This is a genomic window from Kitasatospora sp. NPDC096204 (assembly GCF_044763205.1).
Lineage (GTDB): Bacteria > Actinomycetota > Actinomycetes > Streptomycetales > Streptomycetaceae > Kitasatospora.
Genome location: NZ_JBIWFT010000001.1, coordinates 54305 through 75793 on the forward strand (window position 1 = coordinate 54305; position 21489 = coordinate 75793).

A 21489-nucleotide genomic window follows, 5' to 3' on the forward strand; every position below is an offset into this window, starting at 1 on the left:
CCGCGCGGAAGAAGGCGGCGCCGCACCCGCCGGGCTCAGTCCGGAGGTGCGGCGCCGGGTCGGTGACGCGCCGGGGCAGGGCTTGCGCCGGGTCAGGGCTCGCGCCCGGTCAGGGCTTGAGCACCAGGCGGATCGGGTTGCCCTCCTTGCGCTCCAGCGCCTCGACCGCGCGGGCGGCCTCGGCCAGCGGGAAGGTGCCGCTCACCGAGCGGGAGAACTCCAGCCGGCCGCCGCGGACCAGGTTGACCAGGTCGACGACGTCCTGGCCGTCCGAGCCGTAGTGGCCGCGGATCTGCTGGCGCAGGTAGCTGACCAGGGTGCCGTTGGTGACGGTCAGCGGCTTGTCGGTGAGGCCGACCAGCACCAGGCGGCCGTGCTCGCCGAGGGCGGCCATGGCCTGCTCGCGCACCGGGGCGACCCCGGCGAAGTCGAAGGCGGCGGACAGCGGGCGGCCGCCGGTGGCCTCGCGGAGCAGCCCGGCGAAGCCGGGGTCGGCCGGGTCGAGGGCGGCGTCGGCACCGAAGGCCAGGGCGCGTTCGCGGGCGGCCGGCAGCGGGTCGACGGCGACGATCGGGAAGGCGCCGATGGACCGCAGCAACTGCACGCCGTGGGCGCCCAGCCCGCCGACGCCCCAGACCCCGACCGCCTCGGCCGGGCGCACGGCGCCGGTGGTGGTGATGGCGGCCCAGGGGGTGGAGACCGCGTCGGGGATGAAGCAGGCCTGCTCGAAGGGGAGCTCGTCCGGGATCGGCACCAGGGTGGTGGCGGTGGCGAGCGCGTACTCGGCCCAGCCGCCGTCGTAGTCCACGCCGCGGGTGTGCACGGCGCCGTCGCGGGTCTCGCCGGCCTGCAGCAGCACCCGGTCGCCGACGGCCGCGGTCGTCACGCCCTCGCCGAGGGTGTGCACGGTGCCCGCGACCTCGTGGCCGAGGGTGACCTTGTCGCCCCTGAGGTAGAGCGGCTTGAGCATGCCCTCGATCAGGTGGACGTCCGAGAGGCAGACGCCGGCGGCCTCCACCCTGATCAGCACCTCGCCCGGACCGGGGACCGGGACGGGCACCTCCTCCACGGCGAAGGCGCCCTTCGCGACGTCGAGTCGGCCGGCGAGCATCGTGGCGGTCATCGGGACTTCCCTTCTCGCGGGGGCGGCGGGTCGGGGGAGTGCCCGCCGCTCCGGAAGTTACTTGTTATCCGACAAGCAAGTTCACACTAGCATGGTGTCATGTCTACGCACGATGAGGACGGAAGCGGCCGGACCGGGACGCTTCGGGAGGCGCCGGCCCGCCGCACCCAGGCCGAACGGCGGGCCCGGGCCGAGTCCGCGCTGATCGCCGCCGCCGCCCGGCTGATCGCCGAGCACGGCAGCACCGGGGTCACGCTCGCCAGGGTCGGGGAGGAGGCGGGCTTCAGTCGCGGGCTGGCCACCCACTACTTCGGCTCCAAGGCCGCGTTGCTCGCCCGGCTCCAGGAGGCGGCGCTGGCCGAGGCGATGGCGGCGGCCGCGCCGGAGCGCAGCGGGGCAGGGGCGGTGGACGAGCTGTGCGGGTTCGCGCGCGGCTGCCTGGAGGGCGTGCGCAGCCCGACCGACCTGGGCCGGGCCTTCGTGGTGCTGGGGGCCGAGGCGCTCGCCGGGGCCTCGGAGCTGACCGCCGCGGTGGCGGAGCTGGACGCCCGGACCCGGGCGTGGACGGCCGAGGTGGTCGGACAGGGGCAGCGGGACGGGGAGCTGAGCCCCGCGGTGGACCCGGGGGCCTTCGCGCTGGCCTTCGTCGGACTGCTGAAGGGGCTGGTGGTGCAGGCCGCGGCCGCCCCGGAGGCCTTCGACGTGGGGGTGGCGGCCGCGGAGTCCGAGCGGTGGATCCGGCTCGCGCTCACGGCGGGCTGAGCTCGCGCTCCCGGCGGGCCGGCGGCGTGTCATCGGATCGCGGGGCGTGGGTCGCCGGACCTGCGGCGGCAGTGCCCGCCCTGGTCCGCGCGGGTGGGTGCGGGATCGCGCCAAATGCCGTGCCGCTCCGGGCAATTCGGGAAAGCGGCCGCCGAACTGCTGGGCGCCCGGGAGGATTTCCGTATGCCTACGATCATCAGACTGGCGGGAGCCGGTCTTGCCGCAGCCCTGTCCCTGACCGCCGCCGCGACGCCGGCGGGGGCGACCGACCTCCCCGGCGAAGCGCGCACCGCCACCGTCATCGGCCAGCGGGTGGTGCTCACCCAGGCAGGGAACTACCCCACCGAGCAGAACCGGTACGGCGTCTTCTCGGTGTCCTGGCACGCGTTCGGCACCGAGGACCTCGCCGGGCCGACCCACTTCACCGTCGACCTGCCGCCGGGCGTGACCACCGGTGGCGCGATGTTCTACTCCACGCCGAACGACTACACCTTCACCGAGACCGTCTCGCCCGACGGCCGCCACCTGGAGGCCGTCCTGTACGGCAACCGCCGCTCCGGGACCGAGGAGTTCATGAAGATCCCGGTCGTCGCGGAGGGGACCGGACCGGTCACCGGCGCGATCACCGCGCGGGTGGCCAACGCCAACGACACGATCCCGACCGGGCACGTCTCCACCTACCTGCTCGGCATCGGCCTGCTGCCGCCGCTGATCGGCTCGCAGCCGCGGATCGACGACGTCAGCGCCACCACGGGACCGGGGGCGGGCGGCACTCCCGTGACCGTCACCGGCGTCGGCCTGGAGGGCGCGATGGTGCTGGTCGGCGGCGTCCCGGCGCCCGGCACCTGCACCGACACCGCCTGCACGGTGACCACACCCGGCGGCTCGGGCAGCGCCGCCGTCACGGTGGTCGGACCGGGTGGGAAGGCCACGGCCCCTGCGGCCTTCGACTACACCGGCGCCCCGCCGCCGCCCCCGCCGGCTCCCTCGCTCTCCGGCCTGAACGCGCCCTCGGGCCCGGTCGGCGGCGGCACCGCGGTCATCGTGACCGGCGACGACCTGGCCGGCGGCACGGTCTCCTTCGGTGGCCGGCCCGCCACCCGGCACTCCTGCGGCCCGCGGTTGTGCACCGCCACCGCACCGGCGGCCGACCAGCCGGGGCCGGTGGACGTCACGGTGACCACGGCGGGCGGCACCAGCGGCCCGGTGGCGTTCACCTACGCGCCGTAGCGCGGCCCGCCGTCGGACCGGGCCTGGAGGCCAGGGCGGGCAGCGCCCCGGCGACCGGGGCCGGCCGTTGTCGCGACCACCGCCGACCGGGGTCGGCCGTTTCTGCGGCCGCCACCGACCGCAGGGCGTCACTACTGCCGGAATCCATCACATACGAAACAAGTGATTTGAAAAATTCTTCAAGTTCATACATGCTGTCGTGCCGTTGAACCGGTGGAAGGCGCGTCCGGGCGCCGTCGGACGCAGGAAGGGGCGGTCGTGACCGCGGCAATCGGCGGACGGCGGCCGCCCGCCCGGCGGTCGGGGGCGGGCGCGGAATGAGCCTCGCCAACCTCCTCACCCGTCCCACAGGCCACCCCCCGAACACCCTGGATAATCTGAACTCATGAGCGACAACCTCTCCCCGTGCCCGCAGTGCTCCAGTGAGTACACCTATGAGATGAACGCCCTCATGGTCTGCCCCGAGTGCGCCCACGAGTGGGTGCCCGGCGGCGGCGACCAGGCCGGAGCGCCGGCCGGCGAGCGCGTGATCAAGGACGCCGTCGGCAACGTGCTGAACGACGGCGACACCGTCACGGTGGTCAAGGCGCTGAAGGTCAAGGGCAGCGTCTCCGGCATCAAGGCCGGCACCAAGGTGCGCAACATCCGGCTGGTGGACGGTGTCGACGGGCACGACATCGACTGCCGGATCGAGGGCTTCGGCGCGATGCAGCTCAAGTCCAGCGTGGTCAAGAAGGCCTGACCCGCGCGCGCCTGAACGGCCGCGCCCCGCCGAGGAGATCGGCGGGGCGCGGCCGTTTCGTCGTTCGGGGGCCTCCTCGGGACGGAGGTGGAGTCGTCGCCCGAGTTAGTTGTATGCTCACAATAATTACAACAACACAAGTAATCATGGAGCGTTCGTCATGCCCGATGCCGCTCGACCGCGGCCCTGGCTCGTGCTCGCCATCTGCTGCATGAGCCTGCTGATCGTCAGCCTCGACAACACCATCCTGAACGTGGCCCTGCCCGCCATCCGGCGCGACCTGGACACCTCGGTGTCCGGACTGCAATGGACGATCGACGCCTACACCCTGGTACTGGCGAGCCTGCTGATGCTCTCCGGCTCCACCGCCGACCGGATCGGCCGCCGCCGGGTGTTCCGGATCGGGCTGGTGGTGTTCACCGGGGCCTCCCTGCTGTGCAGCCTGGCCCCCGGGCTCGGCTGGCTGATCGCCGCGCGGATGCTGCAGGCGGTCGGCGGCTCGATGCTGAACCCCGTCGCCATGTCGATCATCAGCAACACCTTCACCGACTCCCGGCAGCGCGCCCGCGCGATCGGTGTCTGGAGCGGCGTGGTGGGCATCAGCATGGCCGCCGGGCCGATCATCGGCGGCGCGCTGGTCGAGTCGGCCGGCTGGCGGGCGATCTTCTGGATCAACGTCCCGATCGGCCTGGCCGCCCTCTTCCTCACCACCCGCTACGTGCCGGAGTCGCGGGCGGCCCGCACCCGTCGGGTGGACCCGGTCGGCCAGCTGCTGGTCATCGTGCTGCTCGCCGCGCTCACCTACGCGATCATCGAGTCGCCGGAGCGCGGCTGGACCTCGCCCGTGGTGCTCGGCTGCGCCGCGGCCTCGCTGGCCGCCCTGCTGGGCCTGCTCCGGTACGAACCCCGGCACACCGACCCGCTGATCGACCTGCGGTTCTTCCGCTCCGCGCCGTTCTCGGGCGCCACCGTGATCGCGGTCGCCGCCTTCGCCGGCCTCGGCGGCTTCCTGTTCCTCAGCTCCCTGTACCTCCAGGACGTCCGCGGTCTCGACCCGTTGCACGCCGGGCTGTTCATGCTGCCGATGGCCGTCATGTCGCTGCTCACCGCGCCGCTGTCCGGCCGGATGGTGGCCACCCGGGGGCCGCGCACACCGCTGCTGCTGGCCGGGACGGCGCTGACCGCGAGCGCCGTGCTCCAGGCGGTCGGCTACTCCGAGCACCTGCCGACCGGGCTGCTGGTCGTCGCCTTCCTGCTCTTCGGCATCGGCTTCGGCGTGGTCAACGCGCCCATCACCAACACCGCCGTCTCCGGGATGCCCCGCTCGCAGGCCGGGGTGGCGGCGGCCGTGGCCTCCACCAGCCGGCAGGTCGGCCAGTCCCTGGGCGTCGCGGTGACCGGAGCCCTGATGGCCGGGACCGCCCTGACGGACCCGGCGGCGTTCACCGGGGCCGCGCGGACGGCCTGGTGGATCATCGCCGGCTGCGGGGTGGCCGTGCTGGTCACCGGTACGCTCACTTCCGGCCGCTGGGCCCGGGCGACGGCCGAGCGCGCGGCGCGACGACTCGCCGAGCAGGAGCCGGCCGAGGGAACCGAGGAGACGAAGGAGACGGTGGACGCCTGATGGAGCGCCTTGACACCGGTGGGCACCCGGAGGGGAGCGGGGCCGACGCCGCCACGGCGGCCCGGGTCTGGCAGGGGATGTACGCGCTCGTGCTCGAGCGCCACGACCGCCGCAAGACCGTCGCCGACGCCCTGGGCATGAGCTTCAGCCGGGTCAGGGCGCTGCGCCGGCTCGCCGCCGGCCCGATCACCCTGCGGGAGCTGGCCGAGCGACTGACCGCCGACCCGCCGTACACCACCGTCATCGTGGACGATCTGGTGCGGCGCGGGCTCGCCGAACGCATCACCAACCCGGCCGACCGGCGCTCCAAGCTGGTCCACCTCACCGAGGAGGGCGAGGCGAAGGCGGCGCTCGCCACCGGGATCCTCACCACCCCGCCGGACGCGCTGCTCGGGCTGCCGCCGGAGGACCTGCGCGCGCTCGACCGGGTGCTGGCGAAGCTGTTGGACTGAGGCCGCGGCCGGTTCACCACGGGAGGCCGCCGGCCGTCAGGGGTCAGCCGTCCGAGCGCCGGAGCAGGTAGGTGTCCATGATCCAGCCCTTGCGCTGCCGGGCCCGCTCGCGCAGTTCACGGATCCGCGGTGCCGCCTCGGCGAGCGGCCCGGAGTCAAGCACCTCGTCTTGGGTGCCGAGGTAGGCGCCGTAGTGGATCTCCAGCCCCTCGGGGTCGATCTCGGTGAAGGCGGCCCGGCCGTCGAGCATCACCACCACGTCGTCCACCCCCTCGGGAAAGCCCTCCGCCAGGCGGCGTCCGGTGGTGATCTGCACCGGGCGGCCGACCCTGGTCAGCGTGGTGCGGTGCCGGGCGGCGAGCGCGGAGACGCTGCTGATGCCCGGGATGACCTGGTACTCGAACGGCGCGCCGCCCCGGGTGGACACGTCGTCCACCACGGCGATGACGCTGTCGTAGAGGGCCGGGTCGCCCCAGACCAGGAACGCGCCGCTCTCGCCCGGGCCGAGGTGCTCGGCGAGCAGCCGTTCGACCAGGTCGGCGCGGCGGACGCGCCAGTCGTCCACGGCGGCCGCGTACGCCGGGGTCGTGCGGTCCCGCTCGGCGTCCGGCACCTCGACCACCCGGTGCCCGGGCCGTCCGTGCTCGGCCAGCATCCGGCGGCGCAGCGCGATCAGGTCCTGCCGTTCCTCGCTCTTGTCGAGGATGAAGAAGACGTCGGTGCGACCGATCGCCTTGACCGCCTGCAGGGTGAGGTGGTCCGGGTCGCCCGCACCGATGCCGATGACGAAGATGTGCCGCATGGGGGACATTCTGCCGTCCGCCCCGGCGTACGGCCCCGGGGGCCGTACGTGGCCGACCGAAGCGGTGGGCGGTGGCTGTGAGCTGCGCGGATGGACGTAAGCTGGCGGGGCAGCTGGTTCGCCCCGCCCGCCGGGCGGGGTGTCGTCACGAGGGAACCCGGCGGGAGTCCGGGACCGCCCCGCAGCGGCGAGCGGCAACGACCGCCGTCCTGCGCGCCGCGCCCGGCAACGGGTCCGGGGGGCGACGACCGGTGGGTGTCCGTCCCGGTTCGGCCGGGAGGGCGCGCCCACGAGTCCGAGGACGTGCCGCTGCCCGCGTGCCGTGGTGGCCCGCGGCCCACCACGACCCCGAGGGCGGGCCGATGGTGCGGGCGGGCCGTATACGGACGGCTGCCCGCTCCTTCGCGTGCCCGAGGTGCGCGACCTCACGAAGGAGAGTTCCGTGCAGCGGAACGCCGACCACGATTCCTCCGGCGCCATGACGGGCGGGCCGTCGCTGTGACCAGTCCCGCTGTCCTCTCCCGCACCCCGGCCGACTCGGCGGTCACCCTCGCCCACATCATGAGTGACCACGACACCAACCTCTACGGTTCGGTGCACGGCGGCGTGATGATGAAGCTGATCGACGACGCGGCCGCCGCCGCCGCGGGCCGGCACGCCGGTGTTCCCGCGGTCACCGTCTCCGTCCGGGAGATGTCGTTCCTCGCGCCCGTCCGGGCGGGAGACCTCCTCACCGTCCGCGCCCGGGTCGGCCGCGTCGGGCGGACCTCGATGGACGTGTCGGTGGAGGTGACCTCGGAGCGGTGGAACCTCGCCGGGCCGGTGACCCGGGTGGCGACGGCGGAGCTGGTCTTCGTGGCGGTCGACTCGGACGGCAGGCCCCACCCGGTGCCCGAGCTGCTCCCGGAGGACGGCGGCCCCGACAAGCTGCGCGGGCCTTCGGCCGAGTAACCGTACGCGGCGGCGACGTCCCACGATACGGACGCCTTTCGGGATTTGCGCCTCGACGGCGACGTCTTGCCCCTAAGCTGGCGACGCAGCTGGTTCGCCCCGTCCGCCAGGCGGGGTGTCGCAAGAGGGAACCCGGTGACGCCTTTCGACTGGCCAGTCCGGGACTGCCCCGCAGCGGTGAGTGGGAACGACCGCCGTCATACGCACTGGACCCGGGACGGGTCTGGGAAGCGACGGCCAGTAGGTGTCCGCCCCGGTTTCGGCCGGATGGGCGCGCCCGCGAGTCCGAAGACCTGCCACTGCCCGTACGCGACCGTTCGCGTGCGGCCATCCGGTGACCTCGTGGGCGGGTCGGCGACCATACCAGGCGGAGCCGTGCACGGGTGCGGGTGCCCGTCCGGTTCGTCATCCCTTCGCGTCCTCGTGCCACCACCGGTGCACTTGAGGATTCAGGCTCGCGAAGGAGAGTCCCTTGACAGCGAAGTCCGCCGCCGCGGCGTCCGTGGCCACCGCGTACGGCTACCCCCGGCAGGGTCGTAACCGTGAACTGAAGAAGGCGATCGAGGGCTACTGGAAGGGCGCGGTCACGGCCGAGGCGCTGCTGTCGACCGCGGCCGACCTGCGCCGGACCAACTGGGCCCAGCTCGCCGGGGCGGGGATCGGGGAGGTCCCGACCGGTGACTTCTCGTTCTACGACCACGTGTTGGACGCCAGCGTGGCGGTCGGCGCGATCCCGCCGCGGCACCGGGAGGCGGTCGACGCCGACCCGCTGGACGGGTACTTCGCGATGGCGCGCGGCAACCAGGACGTCGCGCCGCTGGAGATGACCAAGTGGTTCGACACCAACTACCACTACCTGGTGCCGGAGTTGGGGCCGGACACGGTGTTCGCCGCGAACCCGGCCAAGGCGGTCGGCGAGTTCGAGGAGGCCCTCGCGCTCGGCCACACCGCCCGTCCGGTGCTGGTCGGCCCGGTGACCTACCTGCTGCTGGCCAAGCCGGCCCCCGGGGTGGCCGAGGACTTCCAGCCGGTCACCCTGCTGGACCGGCTGCTGTCGGTCTACGCGAAGCTGCTCGCGGCGCTCAGGGCCGCGGGCGCCGAGTGGGTCCAGCTGGACGAGCCCGCGCTGGTCCAGGACCGGACCCCGGCCGAGCTGAACGCCGCCTCCCGGGCCTACCGCGAGCTCGGCGCCCTCACCGAGCGGCCCAAGCTGCTGATCGCGAGCTACTTCGACCGGCTCGGCGAGGCACTGTCGGTGTTGGCCAAAGCCCCGGTGGAGGGCCTGGCGCTGGACTTCACCGGCCCGGCCGCCGCCAACCTGGAGGACCTCGCCGCCGTCGGCGGCCTGCCCGGCAAGCGGCTGGTCGCCGGGGTGATCGACGGGCGCAACATCTGGATCAACGACCTGGAGAAGTCGCTGTCCACCCTGGCGACCCTGTTGGGCCTCGCCGACACCGTCGACGTCGCGCCGTCCTGCTCCCTGCTACACGTCCCGCTCGACGCCGCCGCCGAACGGGAGTTGGACCCGCAGATCGCCCGCTGGCTGGCCTTCGCCCGGCAGAAGGCCGGCGAGGCGGCGCTGCTCGCCCGCGGCCTGCGCGAGGGCACCGGCGCGATCACCGCCGAGCTCGCCGCCAACCGCGCCGACCTCGCCTCCCGCGCAAACTCCCCGATCACCCACGACCCGGCGGTGCGCGCCCGGGCCGCCGCCGTCACCGCCGACGACACCCGCCGGGCCCAGGCCTACCCGCAGCGGGCCGAGGCCCAGCGCGCCCGGCTCGGCCTGCCGCTGCTGCCGACCACCACCATCGGCTCCTTCCCGCAGACCACCGAACTGCGCACCGCACGCGCCGATCTGACAGTGGGTCGGATCGACGCGACCGCCTACCGGGAGCGGATGGAGGCCGAGGTCCGCGAGGTCATCGCCTACCAGGAGAAGGCCGGCCTGGACGTCCTGGTGCACGGCGAGCCCGAACGCAACGACATGGTCCAGTACTTCGCCGAGCAACTCACCGGCTACCTCGCCACCCGGCACGGCTGGGTCCAGTCGTACGGCACCCGATACGTACGCCCGCCGGTGCTGGCCGGGGACATCTCCCGCCCGCACCCGATGACCACCGATTGGTTCGGCTACGCGCAGAGCCTGACCGACCGCCCGGTCAAGGGCATGCTCACCGGCCCGGTCACCATGCTCGCCTGGTCCTTCGTCCGTGACGACCAGCCGCTTGCCGACACTGCCCGCCAGGTCGCCCTCGCCCTGCGCGACGAGGTCGGCGACCTGGAAGCGGCGGGCGCGGCCGTGGTGCAGGTGGACGAGCCGGCCCTGCGCGAGACCCTCCCGCTGCGGGCCGCCGCCCGCCCGGCGTACCTGGACTGGGCCACTGAGGCCTTCCGGCTTGCCACTTCCGGGGTGCGGGCCGACACCCAGATCCACACCCACATGTGCTACGCCGAGTTCGGCGCGATCATGACCGCGATCGACGACCTCGACGCGGACGTCATCTCGCTGGAGGCCACCCGCTCCCACATGGAGGTGGCCGGTGAACTCGCCGAGGCGGGCTACCCGCGCGAGGTGGGCCCCGGCGTCTGGGACATCCACTCGCCGCGCGTCCCCGGCACTGCGGAGGCGGTCTCCCTGCTGCGCGCCGGCCTGGCGGCGATCCCGGCGGAGCGGCTCTGGGGCAACCCGGACTGCGGGTTGAAGACCCGCGGCTGGGCGGAGACCCGGGCCTCGCTGGAGAGCCTGGTCGGCGCCGCCCGGACGTTGCGCGCCGAACTGGCCGGCTGACGGGGAGGGCGGCTGACGGGAGCCGGAGCGGGCGCGGTGAGGCCGCCGCGCCCGCTCCGGCCGGCCACCTAGCCGGCCCCGCGGCTCGGGTGGTCACGGGTTGACCCAGCCGGCGGTCAGGGTCTGCACGGCCGAGCCGTCGAGGTCCCTGAGCTTCACCCCGGCGAAGGCCCGGGCGGCGTCGGAGGTGAGCAGCCGGAAGGCGGGGCGCTCGGCGTCGAGCAGGCCGAGGATCCGCCCGGCCACGTCCTCGGCCGCCTGCGCGTCGGCGAAGGCGTCGCGGGTGCGGTCCAGGTAGTCGGCCAGGGCCGGCGCGTACGGCCCGGCCTGCTCGGCGGCGTCGTCCGTGAGGCCCACGTTGTTGACGAACTCGCTGGCCACCGCGCCCGGTTCGACCACGCTGACGGACACCCCGGCGGTGGCCGCGACCGGGGCGAGGGACTCCATGAAGCCCTCCACCGCGAACTTGGCGGCGCAGTACGCCTCGTTGAAGGGCTGGCCGACCACGCCGCCGACGCTGGTCACGGTCAGCACCCTGCCCCTGCTCGCCCGCAGCAGGGGCAGGGCGGCCTTGGTGACGTGCAGCACGCCGAAGAAGTTGACCTCCATGACGGCGCGGACGTCGTCGACGCTCTCCTGCTCCAGGGTGCCGATGTGGCCGGCGCCGGCGTTGTTGACCAGGGCGTCCAGCCGGTCGACGCCGGCCAGGCAGGCCTCGACCGAGGCCGGGTCGGTGACGTCCAGCGCCCGGACGTCGACGGTGACCCCGGCCTGCTCGGCGGCGGCCCGCAGCGGGCCGGCCTTCGCGGTGTTCCGCATGGTCGCGATCACGTGCCAGCCGCCGCGGGCCGCGGCGACGGCGGTGGCCAGGCCGATGCCGGAGGAGGTGCCGGTGATCAGGACGGTCTTGTTGCTCATCGCGCTGGACTCCATATGCTTATGGTCCATAACCAATATGATCCATAACTATGCGGCCCGATATTTCTCCCTGTCAAGCACCTCGATACCCTGGTGGTCATGCCCCACCCATCGGATGACCTCACCCAGGAGATCGTCGGACTCTTCGCGGCCGTCAACCGCCGCTACGGCCGGGAGTCCGAGGCGGCCGCGGCGGTCCACGAGCTGACCGCGCTGCAGGCCAAGGCGCTGCTCGCGGCCGAAGCACCGGTCCCGACCCGCCGGATCGCCGAGAAGCTGCACGCGGAGCCGTCCAACGTGACGGTGATCATCGACCGGCTGGAGTCCCGCGGCCTGGTCGAGCGCAGCGTCGACCCCGCCGACCGCCGCGTGAAGCGGGTCGCCGCCACCGCCGCCGGGCGCGAGGTCGCCGCCGACCTGCGCGCCCGGATGCCCTTCGCCGGGGATCCGCTGGCCCGGCTCGGCGCCGAGCAGCGCGAGTCCCTGCGCGAGCTCCTGCGGCTGGTCCTGGAGGCGTGACGAAAGCCCCCCGGACGGTTGTCCGGGGGGCTGCGGCCCTTCCCTCGGAACTCCCTCGGAGTCCCTTCGGAAAGTCTCGGGGGGGGGAATTCCCCTTCGGATGGGGCTACTTCGCGCCGAAGGCCTTCTCGATGTCCTCGACGACCTTCTCCGCCGCGATCGGGCCGGAGCTGCTGCTCCACACCTGGCCGTCGACGCCCGTGAGCTGGTTGCCGCCCACCGCCTTGAGGCGGGTGAAGGCCTCCTGCTTGCGGGCGGTCTCCAGGGCCTTCTCGCCGTCGGCGTTCAGGGTGGCGACGAACACCCGGTCGGCGTCGGCCTTGTTGAGGTTCTCCAGGGACAGCGGGTCCGAGTGGGGCTGGGCGCCCAGGCCGTCGGCGATCGGCATGGTGCCGGCCTTCTTCAGCAGGTCGCCGGGCATGTTGGTGGTGTTCATCACGATCGGCCCGTTGGGCATCCAGCGCATCACCACGGCGCTGCCGCTCCTGCCCTCGCCGGCCCTGGCGGCGCGCTTGTCCAGCGCGTCCAGCTTGGCCGTCAGGTCGGCCTTGTGGCCGAGCGCGTCGCCGTACACGGCGAGCACCGAGCGCCAGTCGCCGGCCTTGGGGACGATGGTCGGGGCGACCGCGGAGAGCTTCTCGTACTGCGACTTCTCGATGCCCGAGGAGGCCAGGATGAGGTCGGGGGTGGCCTTGAGGATGGCCTCGATGTTGGGCTCCTTGACCGTGGCCACCAGCGGGATGCCGTCGGCCTTCAGGTAGGCGGGGGCGGTGGTGCCGCCACGGCTGGAGCTGGTGCCGACCGGGGTGACGCCGAGTGAGAGCGCGGTGTCCAGCGAGGTGTCGTTGAGGGCGACGACCCGCTTGGCCTCGGCCGGGACCTCCACGGCGCCGAAGGCGGTGTCGATGCTGCGCTTGCCGTCCTTCGCGGCGGCGGTGGACGAGGAGCCGGAGTCACCCGCGGAGCCCTCGGACCCGGAGGAGCCGCACGCGGTCAGGCCCAGGGAGAGGGCGCCGACGGCGGCCGCGCCGAGCAGGGTCTTGGTCATGCGGGTGCCAAGCATGGGTGTTCTCCGAGCAATGGTAGTTTACGGACGAACCGTTTTTCTGAGGTTAGCCTAACCATACGTAAAGCCCTGACGGGGGAGGCCCGGTGTGACATTCCGATCACTCCTGCTGCGCGGACTGCTGCCCGCCGGCGGGATCCTGCTGCTCGCCGTACTGGCGAGCCTGCTGCTCGGCGCGGGCGATGTGGGGCCGTCACGGGCGTTCGCCACCCTCCTCGGTGACGGTGACTCCGACTCCCGGTTCACCGTGTTCCACCTGCGCGCCCCGCGCACCGCCGTGGCCCTCGCGGTCGGCCTCGCGCTCGGCGTGGCCGGCACCGTGCTCCAGGCCGCCGCCCGCAACCCGCTGGCCGAGCCCGGCCTGCTCGGGGTCAGCACCGGCGCCTCCTTCGCCGTGGTGATCGCGATCGTGCTCGGCGCCGGCGCGGCGAGCGTCGGGCCGTACGTCGCCGTGCTGGGCGCCGCCGCCGGCTGCCTGCTGGCGCTCGGCGCCGCCCGGCTGCGCGGCACCGGCGACGACCCCGTCCGGCTGGTGCTGGCCGGAGCGGCGCTGAGCGGGCTGATGAACGCCGGCTCCTCCGTGCTGCTGCTGTCCGACGCCCGGGCCGCCGACGAGATCCGGTTCTGGACCATCGGCTCGGTCGCCGGCCGCGGCACCGACCAACTGCTGGCCGTGCTGCCGGTGCTGCTGCTCGGCCTGGTCCTGGCGCTGCTCTCCGGCCCGGCGCTGACCGCGCTCAGCCTCGGCGACGACGTCGCCACCGGCCTCGGCCACAAGCCCCGCCGGGCCCGCGCCCTCGCGGTGGCCGCCGTCGCCCTGCTGGTCGGCGCCGCCACCGCGATCGCCGGGCCGGTCTCCTTCGTCGGCCTGGTGGTGCCCTTCGCCGCCCGGGCCCTGGTCGGCCCCGACCTGCGCCGACTGCTCGTGGTCTCCGCCCTGCTCGGGCCCGCCGTCGTGCTGCTCGCCGACGTGGCCTCCCGACTGGTCGCCCGCCCGTACGAGATGCCGCTCGGCGTGATGACCGCCCTGTGCGGCGCCCCCGTCCTGGTCGCCGTCGTCCGCTCGCACAGAATGCCCGCGCTGTGACCCCCACCCTGAAAGCCCCGAACCCCGACACCCCCTCGGCCGCGCCCCGGTCGTCGACCCCGCCCCGGCCGTCGACCCCGCCCGGCACCCGGCTGCTCGCCCTGGGCGGCCGCTCGGTGCTCGTCCCGGTCCGGCCGCTGCTCGGCTGCACCGCCCTGCTGCTCGTCGTGGTCGCGGTGACCGCCGTCTGCCTGGCCGTCGGCGAGACCGACCTGAACCCGGTGACCGCCCTGCGCGCCGCCTTCGGTGACGGCACCACGCGCGACGTGCTGCTGGTGGAGAAGCTGCGGCTGCCCCGCGCCGAGGCCGCCCTGGCCGTCGGCGCCGCGCTCGGCGTCGCGGGCTGCCTGATGCAGACCCTCGCCCAGAACCGGCTGGCCACCCCGGACACCGTCGGCTTCAACGAGGGCGCCACCGCCTTCGCCGTCGCCTCCGTCACCGGCGTCGCCACCCAGCTGCTGCCCTCCGCCGCCGCCCTGGTGGGCGCCGCCACCGCCGCCTCGCTCGCCTTCGCCCTCGGCGGCGGGGCCGGCCGCAACGGCTACCGCTTCCTGGTCGTCGGCCTCGGCATCGGCGCGGTCTTCGGCGCGGTGACCAACCTGATGCTCTCCCGCGCCGCCATCGACGCCGCCAACTCCGCCTACGGCTGGACGGTCGGCACCCTCAACAGCCGGGACGCCGACACCGTCGGCCTCCTCGAACTCGGCCTGCTGGCCTGCCTGCCCGCCGCCGTGCTGCTCGGCCGCCGGCTGTCGCTGCTGCGCTTCTCCGACGCCGTCGCCACCGGGCTGGGCGTGCGGGTGCGCGGCCTGCGGATCGGCGTCCTGGCGGTCGCCGTGGTCTGCGCGGGCCTGGCGGTGGCCGTCGCCGGACCGCTCGGCATGATCGCGCTCGCCGCGCCCGAGGCCGCCCGCCGGATCGCCGGGCCGCGCTGTGTGCCGGTGCTCACCTCGGCCGCCGCCGGCGCCGCCTTCACCCTGCTCGCCGACCTGATCGGCCGCACCGTCCTGTCGCCGCTGGAGGTGCCGGCCGGGCTGGTCACCGCCGTCGTGGGCGGCCCCTACCTGCTCTGGCTGCTGCTCACCACCCGTCCCCGGAGGACCGCATGACCGCCCGCACCGCGACCGCCGTGACCACCGCGACCGCCGTGACCACCGCGACCGCCGCCGCCCCGGCCCACCGCCTGGCGACCAGTGCGCTCAGCCTCGGCCACGACCGCACCATCGTGGTCCGCGAGCTGGACCTCGAACTGCCGCAGCAGCAGGTCACCGTCATCGTCGGCCCGAACGGCTGCGGCAAGTCCACCCTGCTCGGCGGCCTCGCCCGGACCATCGCCCCGCGCTCCGGCGCCGTGCTGCTCGACGGCAAGCCGCTGACCTCGCTCTCCACCCGGGCGATCGCCCGGATCATCGGCCTGCTGCCGCAGTCCGCCACCGCCCCGGACGGGCTGACCGTCCGTGACCTGGTCCGCTACGGCCGCCAGCCGCACCAGGGCCTGCTGCGGCAGTGGTCAGCCGCCGACGCCGAGGCGGTCGAGCACGCGCTCACCGCCGCCGACCTGCACGAGCTGGCCGACCGCCCGCTGGACACCCTCTCCGGCGGCCAGCGCCAGCGCGCCTGGATCGCCATGGCCGTCGCCCAGGACACCGACATCCTGATGCTGGACGAACCCACCTCGGCGCTGGACATGGGCCACGCCCTGGAGGTGCTGGAGATGGTGCGCGGCCTGACCGCGCGCGGCCGCACCGTCGTCCTCGTCCTGCACGACCTCAGCACCGCCTGCCGCTACGCCGACCACATGGTGGCCATGCGGGACGGGAAGGTCGCCGCCCAGGGCGCGCCGCGCGACATCGTCACCCCTGAGCTGGTGCGCGAGCTGTACGGGGTGGAGAGCGCGATCCTCACCGACCCGGTCCACGGCACCCCGGTCGTCTGCCCCGTCGGCCTCGCCCCCCGGACCCGCTGACCTCCCGGACCGCTGACCCCCCGGACCCGCTGACCCCCCCCCGCCCGGCTGCGCCCGCAGCGCCCTCAGCCGTACGGGACGACCGCGACCGGGCAGTGCACGTGGTGGATCGCGGCGTGCGCCACCGGCCCGATGTGGTGGTGGCGCAGCGGCATGTGCCGGACCCTGCGGCCGACCACCAGCAGCCGGGACGACGCGGCGGCGTCCACCAGGTCCACGGCGGGCTTGCCCCGGATCAGCTCGGTGGTCACCTCGACCTCCGGGTGGTGGGCCCGCCAGGGCGCCAGGGCCCGCGCCAGCCCGCTGTCCTCGGCCGCGGACGTCTCGCGCTCCAGCCCGCCGATCGCCCCGTAGGACATGTACTCGCTGCCCGCCGGCGGGGACCACACGTGCACCACGCGCAGCGGCGCCGAGCGGAGCGCGGCGGCCTCGAAGGCGAAGGCCAGCACCGGCTCCGCCGGGCGCCCGAGGTCCAGGCCGAGCGTCACCTCGCCCTCCGGTTCGTCCCCGTCGGAGCGGACCAGCACCACCGGGCAGGCCGCCCGCCGCAGCACCTCCTGGCTCACCGAGCCGACCAGGAACCCGCGCAGGGTGCTCAGGCCGCGCGAGCCGAGCACCAGCACCGAGGCGGTCCGCCCGGCGGCCTCCAGCGCCTCCACGGGATCGCCGGCCACGGAGGAGGCGGCGACCTCCACCTCGGGCGCGAGGGAGCGCAACTCGCCCTCGTGCTCGGCGAGTTGCGCCAGTGCGGGGTGGTCGCCGCGTTCGGTGCCGGGAGGGAGGTGCTTCGGGCGGGGCCAGGCCTGGAGGACGTCCAGGCGCAGGCCGCGGCGCTGCGCCTCGCGGGCGGCCCACGCGGCGGCGGCCTGGCTCTCGGGTGAGCCGTCGAATCCGACGACGACGGGTCCGGTCACGGCGTGCTCCTCGGTTCCGGTGCGGCCGGAGGTCTCTGCGTGTGCGCCCAGTATCCGCGCGGGCCCCGACCGGCGCCTCCCGGAGGCCCGGCCCCCCCCGTTCGGCCGTCCGGCTGGTCGGCGGGCGGGCGGCGCGGCAACGCCCCGCCCTGGTGGAGGAGCCCGGCTAGGGTCTCCCGGACCGGTCCGTCCCACTCCGGGAGAACGATGCCGAGGGTCCCCCGTCTCCGCTCGCGGTGGGCGAGCGCCGCCGCCGGACTGGCCGTGCTCGCCTCCGCCCTGGTCGGCTGCGGGGGCGGCGGGGGCGCCGGCGCGGCCGTCCTGAACTGGTACAACTTCCCGGACGACTCGGGCGCCCTCCAGCAGGCCGCCGACCGCTGCGGGCAGCGGTCCGGCGGCCGCTACACGATCCACTACAACAAGCTGCCGCGCGGCGCCGACGGCCAGCGCCAGCAGCTGGTGCGCCGGATGGCGGCGCACGACACCGAGGTCGACATCCTCGGCCTGGACGTCACCTGGCCCGCCGAGTTCGCCGAGGCCGGCTGGATCCGCGAGTGGACCGGGGCGATGCGCGAGCAGGCCACCGCGGACACCCTCGCCGCGGCGGTGCGCACCGCGACCTGGCGCGACCGGCTGTACGCGGTGCCGTACAACTCCAACACCCAGCTGCTCTGGTACCGCGACGACCTGGTGCCGACCCCGCCCGGCACCTGGGCGCAGATGCTCTCCCGGGCGCAGGAGCTGGCCGACGAGGGCAAGCCGCACTTCGTGGAGATCCAGGGCGCCCAGTACGAGGGGCTGACGGTCTGGTTCAACACGCTGGTCACCAGCGCGGGCGGCACCATCCTCACGCCCGACGCGCAGGCGCCCTCGCTCGGGGAGCCCGCCGTCACGGCCGCCGGGGTGATGCGCGACCTGGCGACGTCGGTGGCCGCCGACCCCTCGCTGCCGAACCAGATGGAGGACCAGAACCGGCTCGCGATGGAGTCCGGCACGGCCGCCTTCGAACTCAACTACCCCTTCGTCTACCCCTCGATGAAGGCCAACCGGCCGGAGCTGTTCCCGCACTTCCGCTGGGCCCCGTACCCCGCGGTGAGCGCCGACCGCCCCGCCACCGTGACCATCGGCGGGATCGACCTCGCGGTGGGCGCCTACAGCCGGCACCCGGACCTCGCCGCCGAGGCCACCCTCTGCCTGCGCGACCGGGACAACCAGCTCACCAACGCGTTGAAGGGCGGCCTGCCGCCCTCGCTGCGCAGCCTGTACGAGACGGCCGAACTCACCGCCAGCTACCCGTTCGCCGCCGACGTGCTGGCCGCCCTCGACTCCGCCAGCGTGCGGCCGCAGACCCCGGCCTACCAGAACGTCTCCATCGCCGTCTCGCACACCCTCTCCCCGCCCGCCGGCATCCACCCGGAGAAGGACGTGGCCGACCTCCGCGGGCAGATCCAGGACGCCCTCGGCTCGAAGGGGCTGATCCCGTGACACCGTCCACCGAGGCCGCCGCCGCGGCCGTACCGCGACCGGCCGGGCCCTCGCTCGGCGCCCGCCAGGAACGCCGGCTGGGCTGGCTGCTGTGCGCGCCCGCGGTGATCGTGATGCTCGCCGTCACCGCCTACCCGATCGGCTACGCCGTCTACCTGTCCCTGCAGCGCTACGACCTGCGTTTCCCCGAGCAGGCGCACTGGGTCGGGCTCGCCAACTACGGCGCGGTGCTGGCCTCGCCGTACTGGTGGCAGGCGCTCGGCGTCACGGTGCTGATCACCGTGGTGTCGGTGGCGGTGGAGCTGGTGCTCGGCCTGGCGCTCGCGCTGGTGATGCACCGGACGCTCTTCGGGCGCGGCACGGTGCGCACCGCGGTGCTGGTGCCGTACGGGATCGTCACCGTGGTGGCGGCCTACTCCTGGCAGTACGCCTGGACCCCGGGCACCGGTTACCTGGCCGCCCTGCTGCCGGAGGGCAGCGCGCCGCTGACGGAGCGGTGGCCGGCCGTCGGCCTGATCATTCTCGCGGAGGTGTGGAAGACCACCCCGTTCATGGCGCTGCTGCTGCTCGCCGGCCTGGCCCTCGTCCCGGACGAGACGGTCCGGGCGGCGATGGTGGACGGCGCGGGCTTCGGGCAGCGGCTGAGGCTGGTGGTCCTGCCGCTGATGAAGCCGGCGATCCTGGTCGCGCTGCTCTTCCGTACCCTGGACGCCTTCCGGATCTTCGACGACATCTACGTGCTGACCGGCGGCTCCAACGGCACCGGCTCGGTGTCGATCCTCGGCTACGACAACCTGTTCACCGCGCTCAACCTGGGCATCGGCTCGGCGATCTCGGTGCTGATCTTCGTCTGTGTGGCGCTGATCGCCCTGGCCTTCGTCAAGCTGTTCGGCACGGCGACGCCGGGCGCGGAACCGGAGCACCGATGAGCGGCCGGCGCAACCGGACCCTGACCGGCTGGGGCGTCGCCAACCTGGTGGTCGTGCTCTACGCGCTATTCCCGGTGTGGTGGATCGTGGCGCTCTCCTTCAAGGACCCGAGCACCCTCTCCGACGGCGCGTTCGTGCCCCGGAAGTGGACCCTGGCCAACTACCGCGGCATCTTCGAGACTTCGGAGTTCACCCGGGCCCTGGTCAACTCGATCGGCATCGCGGTGATCGCCACCACCATCGCCGTCGCGCTGGGCACCATGGCCGCGTACGCGGTGGCCCGGCTGCGCTTCCCCGGCAAGCGGCTGCTGATCGGGGTGTCCCTGCTGATCGCGATGTTCCCGCCGATCTCGCTGGTCTCGCCGCTGTTCGACATCGAGCGGGCGCTCGGCCTGTTCGACACCTGGGCCGGGCTGATCATCCCCTACATGACCTTCTCGCTGCCGCTGGCGATCTACACGCTCTCGGCGTTCTTCCGGGAGATCCCGTGGGACCTGGAGAAGGCGGCCAAGGTGGACGGCGCCACGCCCTGGCAGGCGTTCCGGCTGGTCATCGCGCCGCTGGCGGCGCCGGGGGTGTTCACCACCGGCATCCTGGTCTTCATCTTCTGCTGGAACGACTTCCTGTTCGCGATCTCGCTGACCTCCACCACCTCGGCCCGGACGGTCCCGGCGGCCATCGCCTTCTTCACCGGGAGCTCCCAGTTCGAGCAGCCGACCGGCTCGATCGCGGCCGCCGCCGTGATCATCACGATCCCGATCGTGGTCTTCGTGCTGCTGTTCCAGCGCCGCATCGTCGCCGGGCTCACCGCCGGCGCAGTCAAAGGTTGAACCCGAGTCGACCCCCCCCGGGTCGAACCCCCGGGTCGAACCCCGAGTCGAACCCGAGCGGATGAGCCGCCCCACCCGGCGGACCAGGAAGGCGGATCGTGGCCGAGATCGTCCTCGACGGCATCACCAAGCGCTACCCCGACGGCGCCCTCGCCGTCCGCGACGTCAACCTCACCATCGCCGACGGCGAGTTCGTGATCCTGGTCGGGCCGTCCGGCTGCGGCAAGTCCACCACCCTCAACATGATCGCCGGGCTGGAGGACATCACCGAGGGCACCCTGCGGATCGCCGGGGAGGTGGTCAACGACCGCGCGCCCAAGGACCGCGACATCGCGATGGTCTTCCAGAGCTACGCCCTCTACCCGCACATGAGCGTGCGCGACAACATGGGCTTCGCGCTGCGGCTGGCCAAGGTCGACAAGGCGACCATCGCCGCCAAGGTCGAGGAGGCCGCCCGCATCCTGGACCTCACCCGGCACCTGGACCGCAAACCCGCCAACCTCTCCGGCGGGCAGCGCCAGCGGGTCGCGATGGGCCGGGCGATCGTCCGCGACCCCAAGGTCTTCCTGATGGACGAGCCGCTGTCCAACCTGGACGCCAAGCTCCGGGTGCAGATGCGCACCCAGATCGCCGCGCTCCAGCGCCGCCTGGGCACCACCACCGTCTACGTCACCCACGACCAGGTCGAGGCGATGACGCTCGGCGACCGGGTGGTGGTGATGCGCGCCGGCGTCGTCCAGCAGGTCGGCTCGCCGCAGCAGCTGTACGACGAGCCGGTGAACCTCTTCGTCGCCGGGTTCATCGGCTCGCCCGGCATGAACTTCCTCGGCGCCGTGCTGCGGCAGGACGGCCAACACGCCTCGCTGCGGACGTCGTTGGGCGACCTGCCGCTGGACGGCCGCACCCGTCGCGCCCTGGAGCGCGCGGACGCGCCGCGCGACCTGATCGTCGGCATCCGCCCCGAGGACTTCGAGGACGCCGCCCTGGTGGAGGGGCACCCCGGCGGGGTCACCGTCACGGTGACGGTGGAGGTCCGGGAGTCGGTCGGCTCGGACGTCTACGTCCACTTCGCGGAGGAGGGCGGACCGGCGGTGGCCGAGGAACTCGCCGAGCTCGCCGCCGACTCGGGCCGGGCGGACACCGGCATGCTGGAGCACCGGGTGGTCGCCCGGCTGAACACCGCCACCCGGGCCGCCGAGGGCAGCCCGCTGGAGCTGTGGGTGGACACCGCGCGCATCCACGTCTTCGACCCCCGCAGCGGGGCCAACCTCACCCACCCGGAGCACGCGTAGCCGGGTACT

The 21489-nt window shown here is 73.9% G+C and carries 20 protein-coding genes and 1 riboswitch; of the genes, 15 read left to right on the forward strand and 5 right to left on the reverse strand.

Going from position 1 to position 21489, the window contains the following annotated elements; translation table 11 throughout:
* Positions 1-109 precede the first annotated feature (109 nt).
* Positions 110-1123 (reverse strand): zinc-binding dehydrogenase, encoded by a 1014-nt coding sequence (locus ACIQ87_RS00140; RefSeq protein ID WP_402399148.1) that lies wholly within the window; start codon positions 1121-1123, stop codon positions 110-112.
* 99 nt (positions 1124-1222) lie between these two features.
* On the opposite strand from ACIQ87_RS00140, the gene ACIQ87_RS00145 reads away from it, so the two are divergent.
* The 5 genes from ACIQ87_RS00145 to ACIQ87_RS00165 all read left to right on the forward strand — a co-directional run bounded on the left by ACIQ87_RS00145 (position 1223) and on the right by ACIQ87_RS00165 (position 5933).
* Positions 1223-1885, forward strand: a complete 663-nt coding sequence (locus ACIQ87_RS00145; RefSeq protein ID WP_402399150.1) for a TetR/AcrR family transcriptional regulator — start codon at positions 1223-1225, stop codon at positions 1883-1885.
* A gap of 183 nt (positions 1886-2068) precedes the next feature.
* Entirely contained in the window at positions 2069-3115 is a 1047-nt protein-coding gene (locus tag ACIQ87_RS00150) for an IPT/TIG domain-containing protein (RefSeq protein ID WP_402399153.1), read from the forward strand.
* A 385-nt stretch (positions 3116-3500) separates the two neighbouring features.
* Complete coding sequence (locus ACIQ87_RS00155) at positions 3501-3857, forward strand: zinc ribbon domain-containing protein YjdM (RefSeq protein ID WP_402399156.1); 357 nt, start codon at positions 3501-3503, stop codon at positions 3855-3857.
* 160 nt (positions 3858-4017) lie between these two features.
* On the forward strand, positions 4018-5481 hold the full coding sequence (locus ACIQ87_RS00160) for an MFS transporter (RefSeq protein WP_402399159.1): 1464 nt from the start codon (positions 4018-4020) through the stop codon (positions 5479-5481).
* Positions 5481-5933 (forward strand): MarR family winged helix-turn-helix transcriptional regulator, encoded by a 453-nt coding sequence (locus tag ACIQ87_RS00165; RefSeq protein ID WP_402399162.1) that lies wholly within the window; start codon positions 5481-5483, stop codon positions 5931-5933. The genes ACIQ87_RS00160 and ACIQ87_RS00165 overlap by 1 nt, the downstream gene beginning before the upstream one ends.
* A 43-nt stretch (positions 5934-5976) precedes the next feature.
* Here ACIQ87_RS00165 and cobF read toward each other — a convergent pair whose 3' ends face one another.
* Complete coding sequence (gene cobF / locus ACIQ87_RS00170) at positions 5977-6735, reverse strand: precorrin-6A synthase (deacetylating) (RefSeq protein WP_402399165.1); 759 nt, start codon at positions 6733-6735, stop codon at positions 5977-5979.
* A gap of 498 nt (positions 6736-7233) precedes the next feature.
* On the opposite strand from cobF, the gene ACIQ87_RS00175 reads away from it, so the two are divergent.
* Positions 7234-7686: an acyl-CoA thioesterase gene (locus ACIQ87_RS00175; protein ID WP_402399168.1), complete on the forward strand. Its 453-nt coding sequence runs from the start codon at positions 7234-7236 to the stop codon at positions 7684-7686.
* A 73-nt stretch (positions 7687-7759) separates the two neighbouring features.
* Positions 7760-8002: riboswitch (cobalamin riboswitch) on the forward strand.
* Positions 8003-8158: 156 nt separating this feature from the next.
* Positions 8159-10474 (forward strand): 5-methyltetrahydropteroyltriglutamate--homocysteine S-methyltransferase, encoded by a 2316-nt coding sequence (gene metE, locus ACIQ87_RS00180; protein ID WP_402399171.1) that lies wholly within the window; start codon positions 8159-8161, stop codon positions 10472-10474.
* A gap of 93 nt (positions 10475-10567) precedes the next feature.
* Here the strand turns inward: metE and ACIQ87_RS00185 are convergent, their stop codons facing one another.
* Positions 10568-11422 (reverse strand): SDR family oxidoreductase, encoded by an 855-nt coding sequence (locus ACIQ87_RS00185; RefSeq protein WP_402399174.1) that lies wholly within the window; start codon positions 11420-11422, stop codon positions 10568-10570.
* A 69-nt stretch (positions 11423-11491) separates the two neighbouring features.
* Here ACIQ87_RS00185 and ACIQ87_RS00190 point away from each other — a divergent pair, with 69 nt between their 5' ends.
* Positions 11492-11911: a MarR family winged helix-turn-helix transcriptional regulator gene (locus ACIQ87_RS00190; protein WP_402399177.1), complete on the forward strand. Its 420-nt coding sequence runs from the start codon at positions 11492-11494 to the stop codon at positions 11909-11911.
* Positions 11912-12017: 106 nt separating this feature from the next.
* Here the strand turns inward: ACIQ87_RS00190 and ACIQ87_RS00195 are convergent, their stop codons facing one another.
* Entirely contained in the window at positions 12018-12974 is a 957-nt protein-coding gene (locus ACIQ87_RS00195) for an ABC transporter substrate-binding protein (RefSeq protein WP_402399179.1), read from the reverse strand.
* Positions 12975-13065: 91 nt separating this feature from the next.
* On the opposite strand from ACIQ87_RS00195, the gene ACIQ87_RS00200 reads away from it, so the two are divergent.
* Genes ACIQ87_RS00200 through ACIQ87_RS00210 form a run of 3 tightly spaced genes read left to right on the forward strand, consistent with a single transcriptional unit; the run spans position 13066 to position 16030 of the window.
* Entirely contained in the window at positions 13066-14064 is a 999-nt protein-coding gene (locus ACIQ87_RS00200; protein ID WP_402399183.1) for a FecCD family ABC transporter permease, read from the forward strand.
* A complete protein-coding gene (locus tag ACIQ87_RS00205) occupies positions 14061-15173 on the forward strand; it encodes a FecCD family ABC transporter permease (RefSeq protein ID WP_402399186.1) in 1113 nt (370 codons plus the stop codon). The genes ACIQ87_RS00200 and ACIQ87_RS00205 overlap by 4 nt, the downstream gene beginning before the upstream one ends.
* On the forward strand, positions 15170-16030 hold the full coding sequence (locus tag ACIQ87_RS00210; RefSeq protein ID WP_402399189.1) for an ABC transporter ATP-binding protein: 861 nt from the start codon (positions 15170-15172) through the stop codon (positions 16028-16030). The genes ACIQ87_RS00205 and ACIQ87_RS00210 overlap by 4 nt, the downstream gene beginning before the upstream one ends.
* 65 nt (positions 16031-16095) lie before the next feature.
* On the opposite strand, the gene ACIQ87_RS00215 is transcribed toward ACIQ87_RS00210, so the two are convergent.
* Complete coding sequence (locus ACIQ87_RS00215; RefSeq protein WP_402399192.1) at positions 16096-16944, reverse strand: universal stress protein; 849 nt, start codon at positions 16942-16944, stop codon at positions 16096-16098.
* A gap of 207 nt (positions 16945-17151) precedes the next feature.
* Between ACIQ87_RS00215 and ACIQ87_RS00220 the strand changes: the two genes are divergently transcribed.
* The 4 genes from ACIQ87_RS00220 to ACIQ87_RS00235 all read left to right on the forward strand — a co-directional run bounded on the left by ACIQ87_RS00220 (position 17152) and on the right by ACIQ87_RS00235 (position 21480).
* Positions 17152-18429 (forward strand): ABC transporter substrate-binding protein, encoded by a 1278-nt coding sequence (locus ACIQ87_RS00220; RefSeq protein ID WP_402399195.1) that lies wholly within the window; start codon positions 17152-17154, stop codon positions 18427-18429.
* Positions 18426-19358 (forward strand): carbohydrate ABC transporter permease, encoded by a 933-nt coding sequence (locus ACIQ87_RS00225; protein WP_402399198.1) that lies wholly within the window; start codon positions 18426-18428, stop codon positions 19356-19358. Before ACIQ87_RS00220 ends, ACIQ87_RS00225 begins: the two co-directional genes overlap by 4 nt.
* Positions 19355-20188: a carbohydrate ABC transporter permease gene (locus ACIQ87_RS00230; RefSeq protein ID WP_402399201.1), complete on the forward strand. Its 834-nt coding sequence runs from the start codon at positions 19355-19357 to the stop codon at positions 20186-20188. Before ACIQ87_RS00225 ends, ACIQ87_RS00230 begins: the two co-directional genes overlap by 4 nt.
* Before the next feature lie 98 nt (positions 20189-20286).
* A complete protein-coding gene (locus tag ACIQ87_RS00235) occupies positions 20287-21480 on the forward strand; it encodes an ABC transporter ATP-binding protein (protein WP_402399204.1) in 1194 nt (397 codons plus the stop codon).
* Positions 21481-21489: the final 9 nt, after the last annotated feature.